Raw genomic sequence first — 12,150 nt, 5'->3', positions numbered from 1 at the left:
ATCATCAGTTTTACTATGAAACTATTAGAATACATCGATCGCATTAAGAAAAATCTAAAAAATATAAGGTTGAAGAATTATCTTTAACAGAAATGAAATCTATTGATGGCGGAAGTTGGTTTAGCAGAGCATTCGAAGCAGTTGGTAATGCTTTAGATGATGCTTACCACTGGTTACAGGATAATCTTGGAATTACCTTAGGCTCAGATGGAGCACATGGGAAATAATTAAACCGGAAGAGCAGGTTATTTATCCTGCTCTTTCTATTTTGCTTTTACAAAAACCTTATGATTAACAATATTTGCAACGCTAAGAATATCTCTTTAGCGATTTTGTTTTTTCTGTCGATGACGAAAATAAACGCCCAATCCTTTTATCTTACGGGGCATGTTTTTGATGGCAAAGCGCCTTTAACAGGTGCTTCCATTTTAATCTCCAATAAACACGTAGGCAATAGTGATGCTTCTGGCTATTTTGAGGTCGGCGCCAAATTGGGCGATACACTGAAAATAAACTTTCCTTTTTACGAAGTCGCAACACTTATTTTAACCGATTCGCTGCATAAAAAAATAAATTTAACTGCAAAAACATTTCAATTGGACGATGTTCAGGTCAATTTTAACAAAGGAAAAACCATTGACTCTTTGTTGAATATATCCTTTTCGCAATTAAAGTCGGATCCGTTTAACGCTAAAGTGTTTTTAAGGCAATCTGTGATACAGAATGATGAAAAAGTTCGCTTATTAAATGAAGGCTTGTTAAGTGTTAACAGTCCTGATTTAAAAGAGCTTGTTGTGGTAGGCAGCAGTAAAAAAGTAAAATTAAATGTTGATTATAGCTGTAATCTGATTAATACTAAGGTTGGCCCCAGAATAACTTATGGTAGTAACCCCCAGATTAAATTACGTTTGGGATTGTTGCCGGGACATTTCTATGAGCTTGTAAAACTGAATATTACCGAAAAAAGCATTAAATCAGATAGTGTGAATACGATTATTCAGGTTAAAGGAAATCTGGCGTTAAAAGAAAAGGTTGAGGTATCGTATATATGGATTTTGGATCAAAAAACCAATGCTTTAAAGAAAAGTCAGTATTATGAGCAATATGTAAATAAAAAGTTTTTTTTCTTTTATGATTATGCGTACCGGGATTACGAACTCTATTCGGCGTTGATCAGTGCAAAACAGGTTATTGGCCGGAATTCATACTCAACCAATGATGAAATATTTATATTTAAGCAAAGCGGTAGTGACTCAGGCAAATGGAATTTTGATGCAAATAAATGTGGATTGGAAAAATATGTAGAGCAGACAGGAAATTGTGATGAGTTGAAAAATTTTAAAACTAAACATCAAATATCAGCTCGTGGTTTCTTCTAGTTTAACAGTTAATTGATATTGCGCACCTAAATGGTTTTGGCGGCAGACAATAATCGTTTAATACACTAAAGCCAAATACCGGCCATGATGGCTTACACAACCCGGTTTAGTGCTTTTGTAATCGAAAAGATGATTAGGTGCTTCGTAGATCGCAATCTTAATTTCCTCCAGTTGATGGTAATTCGGAACGGCGATAGTATGTACAAATGCTGTATGTAAGCTACTTTTAGTGAAATAGACGTTACCATCAATATTTACCTCGGCATAAGCGTTAGGATGGATCGTACAGCTTAAACTTTTGGGGGCAAAATTCCGGACACCAGTTTTACGGTTATAAATTTTATAAGCCGATTCTTTCATGCTCCAAAGTAACCACACCATCATATCGGGATTTTCTGCAGCAGAAATCAGTAACTGTTCTTCCGTAGTAAAAATCTTATCCAGATAATTTTTACGGCGCCAGTTGCTCTGGGTTTTGGCCAGGTTTAAATCAACAATATCATTGCCCAGCATGTGCTTCTAATTTAGCAGCTATAATTTCAGTTGTGGCTTTTACGTTGAGCATTTTAGCCATCGAATCGTTGTCTATTTCGATGTTGAATTTCTCTTCGATATCTAAAATAATATCAACCAGGTTAGCCGAATTTATTTTTAAATCGTTTATAAAATCGGTGTTTTCGTCAATATGTGCCAGGGCTGATGCCTCTTCGCTGTAAGGTTCAACAATTGTTTTTAAAGCTTCGATGATTTCTTCTTTATTCATGATTCATGAGTGTATTTTTTAAAAATAATGCAGGCATTAATATCGCCAAAACCAAAACTGGCTTTAGCTAAGATATTAAATGGTTGATGAATTAAGGTTTGTGGAATGCATTTCGCATTAATTAAAGCGGTAATTTCGGGATTTAAGTCTTCGCAATTAATATTGGGGAAAATAAAACCTTCTGAAAGTTCAAGTACCGAGGCCACGCATTCTATACTCCCTGATGCTGCAATACAATGGCCAATCATGCCTTTTATAGAATTGATATACGGAAACTCATTAGCTGGTAGTTGTAGCGCTGTTTTCCAGTTTTCAATTTCTAGTGCATCTTTAGTTGTTGCGGTAAGGTGGCCATTAATCACATCTATTTCCTGGGCTTCAATACCAGCATTTTTTAATGCTGTTTGGATACATCGCTGTACAGCGGTAGGATTTGGCGCAGTCATAGTACCTAGGCCCCGCTGACCACCAGAATTGATATGGCCTCCGAGCACTTCGCCGTAAATTTTAGCTTTCCTTTTTAGCGCGCTTTCGAGCGATTCTAATACCAGGGCGCCGGCGCCACTTCCAGGTACAAAACCACTTGCGCTTGCACTCATTGGGCGGCTTCCTTTTTCGGGTTCATGGTTATGTTTAAAGGTGCAAACTTTCATGGCATCAAAACCACCCCAAATGTAAGGGCCACTGTCGCTGGTACTTCCTGCTAACATTCTTGTGGCCTGACCTGTTTTAATTCTCTCGTAAGCCAGCAGTATACTTTCTGCTCCTGTAGCGCAGGCAGATGAATTGGTGCTTACCTGATTACCCAGGCCGAGTTTGCCACTGATAAAAGCACTTACGCCACTGGCCATGGTCTGTATTACTACCGAGCTTCCTAATTTTTTAATTTCAAGCGCATCTATCTTATTAATTGCCCATCTAAATTTATCTATACCAGAAGTACCCGCGCCGAAAATGGTACCGCTATCCCAGTCAGGTTCGTTATTATTTTCGATGGTTAAACCTGCATCCTTCCAGGCATCCAAACCAGCAATAATACCATATATAATTCCTGTACTGTTTAGGTTTCGCAATTCAAGCGGTGTAAAATATTGATTGATCCGCTCTTCGCTTAGTGATGGTTTACCTGCGATCTGGCAAGAGAAGTTTAAGGCTTCCAGATCGGGCTGATGACGGATGCCCGAAAGTCCTTTTTTTATGGCATCCGAAAACTCATCAATGGTTGTGCCATTGGGGGCACATACGCCTAAACCGGTAATTACGACCCTGTTACCCATTTTCTTTCGAAATTAACATGCCAGAAATATTTCCTTTGCAAACCGTTTCGCCGGCTGCATTTTCCATTTTTACCTTGCAACTCAGTTTATTAAATCTAAAATATACTTTCTCACTCGTTACCGTAACCTGCTCACCTGGGTAAACCGGTTTTAAAAAGTCAATAGTGTTTGATGTCATGGCAATGGATATATTTTGATCAATATCTTTTAACAGATAAATGCCTAAACAGACCAGTCCAATCTGCGCCATGGTTTCGGTGAGGATCACTGCCGGGGTAACCGGGTGGTTTTTAAAGTGACCTTTGTAAAAGGGGAGATCTTTAACATAAGTATAAGTGCCCTTTGCGCCATTTTCATCAATGTGTAATAACTCATCAACAAAAAGAAAAGATTTACCATATGGTAGTTTATCTAATATTTCTGGTGTTGTCATGATCAGGTTATTGAATGGGTAATATTACCATTGTAAAAGTATGCGTTGTGCCGAAAACCCCGGTCCGAAGCTTAACATTAGCCCTTTTTCTCCTGGCAGTGGCTTTTTATCCATAATCTGCTCTAAAACATAAAGTACCGTTGCGCTGCTCATGTTTCCGTAAAGCCTTAAAACTTCTTTCGTTTCGTTTATGTTTTTGCCAAGCTGTCCAAATAGTTCTTCAACAATCTGGATAATCTTTTTTCCACCCGGATGGAAGATCAAATGGTCTATATCATTAATTTCGAATCCGTTTTTTGTCAAAAATGGATGAATAATAGCAGGGAAATGATTGGCAATGGTTTCCGGAACTGCCACATCCAGTACCATTTGTAGTCCGGTATTGGTAAGTTTAAAGCCCATCATCTCTTCAGCATCATAAAAATGGTACATTTCTTCATCCAAAAGCGCTGGTCCAGTATCTGCTTGATCCGAACTTAATAATACACAGGCAGCACCATCGCCAAATATTGCTGCACTTACAATGTTGGCCATCGAAAAATCGTTTAATTGAAAGGTTGCCGTAGGCGATTCTACCGCAATAACTGCTGCGCGTTTACCTGGATTGGCTTTCAGAAAATTCTTGGCGTAAATCATACCTGATACACCAGCCGCGCAACCCATTTCGGTTACAGGTAAACGAACAATATCCTGACGCAGTTTGAGCTGATTAATCAGATAAGCATCTAAAGAAGGGATCATGATTCCTGTACAGCTTACTGTAATGATGTAGTCTAAATCCTGAGCTTGCCAATTGGCTTTTTCGAGTGCGGTTTCCAGACATTTGGCCCCCAGCTTTATCCCTTCGCTGACATAAATGTTGTTTCGCTCCTCAAAACTTAAATCACTAAAAACCTCTTCGGGTGACATGATCGAGTATCTTTTATCTACTGCGGCGCTTTCAAAAATCTTTTTTACCTTTCTGATAAAACGATCATCCTGATCTTTTAGCCAAATATCTAAAAATGGTAAAATATCAGCAGTTGATCGCCAAAATTCTGGCAAGGCTTTACTTACGGCTTTTACGGTTACGCTCATGTTGTTTTAATTATCCATTGGTAGCGGAAAGCCCATTTCCATTTTATCGAACTCGACTTTACCTTTAATTGTTCGGTATATTTAAGCAAATCTGCTCTTTTAAATCCACGTAGAATTGATATTAAACCATCTGCTCTCGACATATCGTTTAAACGGAAAACATAACATAGCGCTTTAAAAAGGTAATATGCTATTGCACTTCTTTGCAGGTCGTTTATTACCATACCCATTGTTGCCGATTTTTTAAAATTGTTTAACAGGTCAATAATTTCTTCATCTTTAAAGTGATGTAACGTTAAAGTACAGAGCATAATATCGCAAGGTTCTGTTTTACTTAAATCATCAAAAATATTGCTGCAGGCATAGGTTATATTTGGGTAGTTGGCAGACAAACTTTGCGCATGACTTATTGTAAATTGATTGGCATCTACCCCTTTTAAAATAAAATGTAAACCTTGTTTTTTTGCATAATCGGCCAAAGCGCGTAACATATCTCCATTTCCGCAACCAATATCAGTAATACGTATAACTTGATCCAATGGTTTGTTGGCGATTAAGATTTTAACCCCTGCGAGTGTAACTTTATTTCCCCCAAGAAGTTGGTTTATGCTGGCTATTTTATCAAGTGCATCGCGCAATATTTCACCTTCCATAGCAAAATCATCCATAATCTCTGGTGCGGTGCTTCTATATGTGGTATCTACTTGCATTTATGATGAAGTTGTGATGGGTTTGCCGTGTGTTTGTTTTATTATTTTATTAAGTAGAAAAGGCATTTTAATCAATGCATTTATGGCTAAACTTTCAAAGTTAGTACTCTGTAGCAGGGAAGATAACATTCTTCCCATTTTTAAGCGGCTTTTAAATTCGCTGTTCCAATGTGCGGTGTAACTTTCTTCCAGTGCTGCACGAGAGCTTATGCGACCTTCTATTCTTTGATGCAAAAGTTCCGAAACAATTTTGGCAGCGTGAATAGCCATGGCCATGCCATTTCCGCAAAGTGGATGAATTAATCCGGCAGTATCACCAATCATTAAAATATGATTATACACGGGTTCCTTACGCTCAAAAGAAATCTGACCGATGGTTAACGGAATATCGAATAAACTTGTTGCATTTTCGAAAATAGCCCTTAGATACCTGTTTTTATAGAGTACATTTTCTTGAAAGGTAAGTATGCTTTTGTACTTTTTAAAATGCTCGTAGTTGGCTAGATAACAGATGTTTAATCGGTCATTTTCGACCTTTGAAACGCCACAATAGCCACCTTTAAAATTATGCAGGCTAACCAGGTTATTTGGAAAATCTGCTCTGTAATGTGCTTTAACTGCCAGATAGGGCGATCTTTTATTGATGAAACTCCGGTTTAGCTTAACATCAATTGACGATCTTTTTCCATAAGCGCCAATAACGTAAGCTGCAGCAAAGGTATGATTTGCAGTTGCTACTGTAAATTGGTTATTGGCAAAGTTAATCTGTACAACACGATCATGAATTACGTTTATTTTTCTCCTGATCAGTTCGGTATAGAGATAATGATCGATGGTGTATCTGCTTAACCCAAAGCCGCCAAGGGGTAATTTAGTTTTTATGCTTTTACCAGAAAGGGAAGTGAAAAGTAGGTCGCTGATTAATGTGGGCGCAAGGTTTTCAATATCCAGACCGAGCCATGCAAAATAGAGGAGCACCTCATTCGAAATATATTCACCGCAAACTTTATGGTGAGGATAGGTATCTTTTTCGATCAAAGTAACATTTAAACCCACCTTATTCAGGTGAAGTGCCGCTGTTAAACCTGCCAATCCGCCACCAATAATTAAAATTTCTGTTTCGGCCTGCATATAATGAGATGGAAATCTAATATAACATTTAAAATTCGGGTTTGTTCCATTTGAGTTTCTTTAACCACAGAGATTGTAGAGAAAAACACTGAAGGCGCGGAGTTGAGTTTGCTAACGGGCTGTCAGATGTTATCATCTGGTTGGAATATTATGAGTCTGGAGTTGTTGTTCCAATAGGTTCAAAAACCTTTAATAGCAACAGCGCCAGTTTTGATTAAACGGGATTGCAGCGGTATCCTCTTGTTTCCTTCAAAACAAGAGATTTAGCAAAAAGCCCGACTAACGTTAATTATATTATTGTTACTGCTTTTCTAAAAAGAAAAAATTTAAGTGCCTAGTTTGCAATTATGCCCATTAACATAAAATCCTTACAAACCATTTCACTTGCTTAATGGTTGCGCTATTGGGCATTTGGCCTAAGCCATGCCTTTCTTTTTTAAATAATCAGTATTTTTGAAACCACGATATGCTACTGAACTATCTACGCCTTTTACTACTTCCTTTTTCGATCATTTATGGAATGGCTATTCTACTCCGTAAAAAACTTTATGATTGGGGATTGATGCGATCTGTAAAGTTCGATTTACCGGTAATCTGTGTAGGCAATTTAGCCGTTGGCGGATCGGGCAAAACGCCAACAACAGAATATTTGGTGAAGTTGCTAGCCGGTTATAAAATAGCCATACTAAGCAGGGGATATGGCCGAAAAACGAAAGGTTTTATTGTTGCCGATGGTACTGCAACGGCCGAAACGATAGGGGATGAGCCATTACAGTATCATCAAAAATTTGCAGCTGTTACCGTTGCCGTTTGCGAAGACCGCGTAAATGGCATTAAGCAATTGAAAGACAATCATGATTTAATCATCCTTGATGATGCCTTTCAGCACCGCGCAGTAAATGCAGGGTTTAATGTTTTGCTTTTCGAGTTTAGAAAATTGGGTACTTTACAGTTTTTATTACCTGCCGGTAATTTAAGAGATGTTTTCTCCTCGCGCAAAAGAGCAGATGTATTGTTGGTCACAAAATCGCCAGTTCCCCTGTTACATGTTGCCCAGCAGGCTTCGATAAATGAGCTACAGCCAAATGCAAATCAACCTGTATTACATTCTTATTTAAAGTATGGCGATCTTATACATCTATACCAAAACGAAAGCCGTACGCTCGAGTCGATTAAAGGTTTCGAAATTTTCCTGCTCACCGGAATTGCAAATCCGGCTCCGTTAATAGAAGAGCTTGAAAAATATGCCAAAACCATTAAACACGAAGAATTTCCTGATCATTATGCTTTTAAAAATGATGATATTAAGAAGTTTAAAGCGGTTTTTACAGCCAATATTAAAAAAGATAAAATCATTATCACAACAGAAAAGGATAGCAAGCGTTTAAGAGCTACCGGATTTGAAGATTTACTGGTAGATTTACCTGTATATTATTTACCCATTGAGGTTGAATTATTTGAAGAAGATAAGATTACCTTTGACGAACTCATTTTAAATTATGTTAAGAGCAATAGAAGAAACCGTTGAATATATAAAACGTAAAACAGAGAACTTTAAGCCAGAAATAGGCATTATTTTAGGTACTGGCTTGGGTGGATTGGTAAAAGAAATCGAAGTTGAGCATCAATTGATGTATTCTAATATTCCAAATTTTCCAATTTCTACTTTAGAGTTCCATAGTGGGAAACTGATTTTTGGAACATTAAACGGGAAGAGAATTATTGCCATGCAAGGGCGCTTACATTATTACGAAGGTTACAGCATGCAGCAGATTACCTTTCCGGTTAGGGTAATGAAAGGCTTGGGTATTGAAAACTTAATTGTATCTAATGCTGCGGGCTCGTTAAACCCTGAGTTTAAAAAGGGTGATTTAATGATTATCGACGATCATATTAATCTGCAGCCAGATAACCCGTTGCGGGGTTTAATTGAGAGCGAATTAGGGCCACGTTTTCCAGATATGAGCCAGCCCTATAAACGCGATATTATAGCCAAAGCGTTAGAAATAGCTAAAGATGTTGATATTAAATGCCATAAAGGGGTGTATGTTGCGGTTTCTGGCCCGAACTTAGAAACTAAAGCGGAATACAAATACCTACGTTTAATTGGTGCTGATGCAGTTGGCATGAGTACTGTACCCGAGGTTATTGTGGCCAACCACGCTGGTTTACCTGTTTTTGCCATCTCCGTATTAACAGACGAAGGTTTTCCAGAAGACCTGCAGCCTTTTAATTTAGATGAAATTTTAGCGGCAGCAGCTAAAGCCGAACCTAAAATGACAGAGATTTTAACCCGTTTAATTTCTGAACTATAAGATGCATAAAGCCGTTAAAATCTGTTTTTTTTTCTTGCTACTGTTAGGCATTAATAATGTCTTTGCTCAAGATTTAAAAACAAGTGTTGGTACCAATAAAGAACTTGATTCGGTTAGGAAAAAGCTAGATGGGGGTAAAGATTCCGTAGTTTTTACAGCCAAATATATACGGTTTACCAAATTGTCGCTAACTAAGGATAGTATTGTACTGCTGCCTTTAGATACTTCAACCACCAATATCCAGAATTATAGTCCGCTTTTACAACCCCTGCACCCAACCATTAGCAACGGTAATATGGGTTTGGCTGCCAGGCCTTTATTGTATGAACCTAGTAAAAGGATTGGCTTTGATGTAGGATTTCATTCACTCGATTATTATGCTTTAACACCTGAAGATATTATTTACTATCAGGCCAGAACCCCCTTTACCAGCTTATATTTTGTTAGTGCAGGTCAAAAAGAACAGCTTTTTAGGGCTATCCATACGCAGAATATTAAAAAAAACTGGAATGTTGGAGTTAATTTTAACCGTGGCGATTCTAGAGGTTTTTATACCAGGCAACGTGGCGATAATTTAAATGTTGCCGTGTTTTCATGGTATCAATCGCCGAGCAAACGTTATAATATGTGGGCATCGGCAATTTTTAACACCATGCGCGCCTACGAGAATGGTTCTACAGTAGCTACAGGTTTATTCGATCCTGGTTATACTAAAATTGCAAGAGAGGCAGAGCCTGTAAATTTAGCAGACTCAAGAAATATGTACCGTAAAAATACCATTTTCTTAAAGCAAACCTATTATGTAGGCAGGATAGATACCTCTGCAAATGTTAACAATTCAGTTTTACCAACCAATAAGGTTTCGTATACATTTGAGTATAATAACGACAGTTTCGATTTTTACAAAAATGGAGCGGATGTTAATAATGTATTGCCTCCGGGAATTGCAAGTACAGTATTTACGAATGATTCGACCCATGTAAAACACATTAAAAATGAATTTATTTATAGTTTCTTTTTACGGCCAAAAAATAGTTCGGTTATAAAAAATGAATTAAAGGTTGATGCGGGCATAAGGCACGATTATTACAAACATGAATATTTTGGTATAAAGCAAGATGCAACCAATTACGAACACAGTAGGTTTGCTTATCAAAACATTACCATTTTAGGCGCAGCAGGCTATCGTTTCTCCAACAATATTGATTTCAATTTAGACCTTCAACAAATTTTGCAAGGTGAAAACGCAGGAGATTATTTATACGAGGCAAAAAGTAAAATTCTTTTAAGTAAAACCATAGGAAGGATTGAATTGGGAGCCTATGTACAAAACCAAACCCCGGCGGCTATTTTTAACTACTATCATGGTAATCATTACCAATGGACAAACAGCGATTTTAAAAATACTAAAATTGCCAATTTATCATTTAATTATATCAACGATAAGTATGGTTTTAATGCAGGTGCTAAGTATTTCTTAACCAGTAACTACGTTTATTTTGCTGCAGACCATACCAATGGTACAACCGCCATTTTACCAGAGCAGGCCACTGCAGATATTAGCTTAATTAGGCTAGATGTATCAAAGAAAACCAGGTTTGGTAAGTTTGTGATGGAAAATTATATCGCTTATCAAAAAACAGATAAAAATACAGTATTAAGAACGCCAGAACTTTATACTTATAACAGTATTTATTTTGATAATACTTTTTTCAAAGTATTAAAGGCTAATGTGGGATTTGATGTGAGGTATAATTCTGAATATGCAAACTACTTATATTCGCCGGCAACAGCTCAGTTTTATATTGATGAACGCAATCCAACAAACCTGGTTTCGAGACCAGTAATTGATGTTTTTTTTAAAGCAAATTTAAAGCGGGCTAATATTTTTGTTAAATATGATTTTGTAAATCAAGGGTTGTTTCAACCAGGTTATTACACTGTAAACAGGTACCCTATGCAAGATGCCTTACTAAAATTTGGGGTAAGCTGGAACTTTTACGACTAAAACAAAGCATAAAAAAACCTTCCCGATTTTGCACCGGGAAGGTTTTTTGCTTTTAAGGCTTTTCTTAGAATGAATAACCAACTGAGAAACCTAACACACGGTTAGTTAATTTATTCGAATTGGCTTGTCTGTCTTTTGGTGTTAAATCGGTTAAACCTAAACCATAGTTAGCACCTACTAAAAATCCAGAATTTGTACGGTAGGCTAAACCAAAGTTTGCGCCAAATTCTGTGCTGTTATAGTTTTTATCACTGGCACTACCAAACGATAGGTCTCTATCATTAGAAGTTGTAACGGTAGAACTGTTGTTATTCGAATTGTTAACAGTTGTAACCACATTTTCTCCTTTATCTTTACCTGAAATGTTAAATCCTATATATGGACCAGCACTGATCTGAACCGCACCGGCATCACCAGTAGGGATTCTAAATACCGCGTTAATTGGAACCTCAATAGCCATTAAATTGGTTTTGATGGAAGATGTGGTTGTAACTGTATTGCCTATAGCGGTGGTCGTGCTTACCGATTCGAATTTATTACCTTTGTTCTGTAGTGATACACCTGGTTGGATAAAGAAATTATTTCCTACACCAAAATCACCAAATGCGGTAACATTAAAACCCACATTGTTTTTTGCATTATCATTAAAATTATTGGCTGCGGCATCATCGCCACCAGCGTGAAACTTTGATAAGTTAACACCGGCTTTAATTCCAAAACGAGCAGTTTCACTAGTCATTTTTGTTTGTGCAAATGCACCTGTTGCCAATAAAATAACTGATGCGCTTAATAGTAACTTTTTCATGATATTTTTCTTTTATAAAAATCTTGTTTAAATTTTCAGGTTTTACCCTGTTTGTTAATTACCTGTGCTAATCCAAAAGCTGTGCCAAAGTATCAAGAGTGTTACAGTTTGGTAGCTAATACATTGGCTATCAGTGTAATTTTTGGAGGATTTAAGGGTAGCTATAATCCAGATCAGAAATGGTATGAGGAGCCATTTACTGTATACATAACAGGAATATAGCGGAGAATTAACAATTTTTTAAACTCAAAA

General features: G+C 37.2%; 13 protein-coding genes. 5 read left to right on the top strand and 8 right to left on the bottom strand.

Annotation, left to right across the window (positions count from 1 at the left end):
* Positions 1 to 92 precede the first annotated feature (92 nt).
* Complete coding sequence (locus tag H9N25_RS25140; RefSeq protein ID WP_255524474.1) at positions 93 to 227, top strand: hypothetical protein; 135 nt, start codon at positions 93 to 95, stop codon at positions 225 to 227.
* A gap of 60 nt (positions 228 to 287) precedes the next feature.
* Positions 288 to 1,379, top strand: a complete 1,092-nt coding sequence (locus tag H9N25_RS16090) for a hypothetical protein (RefSeq protein WP_190326546.1) — start codon at positions 288 to 290, stop codon at positions 1,377 to 1,379.
* Between the two features lie 57 nt (positions 1,380 to 1,436).
* On the opposite strand, the gene H9N25_RS16085 is transcribed toward H9N25_RS16090, so the two are convergent.
* Genes H9N25_RS16085 through H9N25_RS16055 form a run of 7 tightly spaced genes read right to left on the bottom strand, consistent with a single transcriptional unit; the run spans position 1,437 to position 6,770 of the window.
* Positions 1,437 to 1,892, bottom strand: a complete 456-nt coding sequence (locus H9N25_RS16085; protein ID WP_167296957.1) for a 4'-phosphopantetheinyl transferase family protein — start codon at positions 1,890 to 1,892, stop codon at positions 1,437 to 1,439.
* Positions 1,879 to 2,142 carry an acyl carrier protein gene (locus H9N25_RS16080; protein ID WP_190326545.1) on the bottom strand — a complete coding sequence of 88 codons (264 nt, stop codon included), beginning with the start codon at positions 2,140 to 2,142 and terminating at the stop codon, positions 1,879 to 1,881. The genes H9N25_RS16085 and H9N25_RS16080 overlap by 14 nt, the downstream gene beginning before the upstream one ends.
* A complete protein-coding gene (locus H9N25_RS16075; protein ID WP_190326544.1) occupies positions 2,139 to 3,419 on the bottom strand; it encodes a beta-ketoacyl-[acyl-carrier-protein] synthase family protein in 1,281 nt (426 codons plus the stop codon). The genes H9N25_RS16080 and H9N25_RS16075 overlap by 4 nt, the downstream gene beginning before the upstream one ends.
* The gene (locus tag H9N25_RS16070; protein WP_190326543.1) at positions 3,412 to 3,852 is read right to left on the bottom strand and encodes a 3-hydroxyacyl-ACP dehydratase FabZ family protein; all 441 of its coding nucleotides are present in this window, start codon (positions 3,850 to 3,852) and stop codon (positions 3,412 to 3,414) included. Before H9N25_RS16070 ends, H9N25_RS16075 begins: the two co-directional genes overlap by 8 nt.
* A 24-nt stretch (positions 3,853 to 3,876) precedes the next feature.
* The gene (locus H9N25_RS16065) at positions 3,877 to 4,929 is read right to left on the bottom strand and encodes a type III polyketide synthase (RefSeq protein ID WP_190326542.1); all 1,053 of its coding nucleotides are present in this window, start codon (positions 4,927 to 4,929) and stop codon (positions 3,877 to 3,879) included.
* Positions 4,926 to 5,639 carry a methyltransferase domain-containing protein gene (locus H9N25_RS16060; protein ID WP_190326541.1) on the bottom strand — a complete coding sequence of 238 codons (714 nt, stop codon included), beginning with the start codon at positions 5,637 to 5,639 and terminating at the stop codon, positions 4,926 to 4,928. The genes H9N25_RS16065 and H9N25_RS16060 overlap by 4 nt, the downstream gene beginning before the upstream one ends.
* Positions 5,640 to 6,770, bottom strand: a complete 1,131-nt coding sequence (locus H9N25_RS16055) for an NAD(P)/FAD-dependent oxidoreductase (protein WP_190326540.1) — start codon at positions 6,768 to 6,770, stop codon at positions 5,640 to 5,642.
* A gap of 466 nt (positions 6,771 to 7,236) precedes the next feature.
* Between H9N25_RS16055 and lpxK the strand changes: the two genes are divergently transcribed.
* Genes lpxK through H9N25_RS16040 form a run of 3 tightly spaced genes read left to right on the top strand, consistent with a single transcriptional unit; the run spans position 7,237 to position 11,093 of the window.
* Complete coding sequence (lpxK, locus tag H9N25_RS16050) at positions 7,237 to 8,298, top strand: tetraacyldisaccharide 4'-kinase (protein ID WP_190326539.1); 1,062 nt, start codon at positions 7,237 to 7,239, stop codon at positions 8,296 to 8,298.
* Positions 8,270 to 9,085 (top strand): purine-nucleoside phosphorylase, encoded by an 816-nt coding sequence (locus tag H9N25_RS16045; RefSeq protein ID WP_190326538.1) that lies wholly within the window; start codon positions 8,270 to 8,272, stop codon positions 9,083 to 9,085. Before lpxK ends, H9N25_RS16045 begins: the two co-directional genes overlap by 29 nt.
* A 1-nt stretch (position 9,086) precedes the next feature.
* Positions 9,087 to 11,093, top strand: a complete 2,007-nt coding sequence (locus H9N25_RS16040) for a putative porin (protein WP_190326537.1) — start codon at positions 9,087 to 9,089, stop codon at positions 11,091 to 11,093.
* Positions 11,094 to 11,157: 64 nt separating this feature from the next.
* Here the strand turns inward: H9N25_RS16040 and H9N25_RS16035 are convergent, their stop codons facing one another.
* Entirely contained in the window at positions 11,158 to 11,898 is a 741-nt protein-coding gene (locus tag H9N25_RS16035) for an outer membrane beta-barrel protein (protein ID WP_190326536.1), read from the bottom strand.
* Between the last annotated feature and the right edge of the window lie 252 nt (positions 11,899 to 12,150).

This window comes from Pedobacter riviphilus (genome assembly GCF_014692875.1).
Taxonomy (GTDB): Bacteria; Bacteroidota; Bacteroidia; order Sphingobacteriales; family Sphingobacteriaceae; genus Pedobacter; species Pedobacter riviphilus.
The sequence above is the reverse complement of the archived record's forward strand: the minus strand, read 5'-3'. Positions and strand labels throughout refer to the sequence as shown.

What these genes read in the sequence shown, in the direction of transcription:
- H9N25_RS16045 (WP_190326538.1), top strand. Translation starts at nt 8,270, where the DNA reads ATGTTAAGAGCAATAGAAGAAACCGTTGAATATATAAAACGTAAAACA.
- H9N25_RS16070 (WP_190326543.1), bottom strand. Translation starts at nt 3,852, where the DNA reads ATGACAACACCAGAAATATTAGATAAACTACCATATGGTAAATCTTTT.
- H9N25_RS16060 (WP_190326541.1), bottom strand. Translation starts at nt 5,639, where the DNA reads ATGCAAGTAGATACCACATATAGAAGCACCGCACCAGAGATTATGGAT.
- H9N25_RS16090 (WP_190326546.1), top strand. Translation starts at nt 288, where the DNA reads ATGATTAACAATATTTGCAACGCTAAGAATATCTCTTTAGCGATTTTG.
- lpxK (WP_190326539.1), top strand. Translation starts at nt 7,237, where the DNA reads ATGCTACTGAACTATCTACGCCTTTTACTACTTCCTTTTTCGATCATT.
- H9N25_RS16065 (WP_190326542.1), bottom strand. Translation starts at nt 4,929, where the DNA reads ATGAGCGTAACCGTAAAAGCCGTAAGTAAAGCCTTGCCAGAATTTTGG.
- H9N25_RS16080 (WP_190326545.1), bottom strand. Translation starts at nt 2,142, where the DNA reads ATGAATAAAGAAGAAATCATCGAAGCTTTAAAAACAATTGTTGAACCT.
- H9N25_RS16035 (WP_190326536.1), bottom strand. Translation starts at nt 11,898, where the DNA reads ATGAAAAAGTTACTATTAAGCGCATCAGTTATTTTATTGGCAACAGGT.
- H9N25_RS16040 (WP_190326537.1), top strand. Translation starts at nt 9,087, where the DNA reads ATGCATAAAGCCGTTAAAATCTGTTTTTTTTTCTTGCTACTGTTAGGC.
- H9N25_RS25140 (WP_255524474.1), top strand. Translation starts at nt 93, where the DNA reads ATGAAATCTATTGATGGCGGAAGTTGGTTTAGCAGAGCATTCGAAGCA.
- H9N25_RS16075 (WP_190326544.1), bottom strand. Translation starts at nt 3,419, where the DNA reads ATGGGTAACAGGGTCGTAATTACCGGTTTAGGCGTATGTGCCCCCAAT.
- H9N25_RS16055 (WP_190326540.1), bottom strand. Translation starts at nt 6,770, where the DNA reads ATGCAGGCCGAAACAGAAATTTTAATTATTGGTGGCGGATTGGCAGGT.
- H9N25_RS16085 (WP_167296957.1), bottom strand. Translation starts at nt 1,892, where the DNA reads ATGCTGGGCAATGATATTGTTGATTTAAACCTGGCCAAAACCCAGAGC.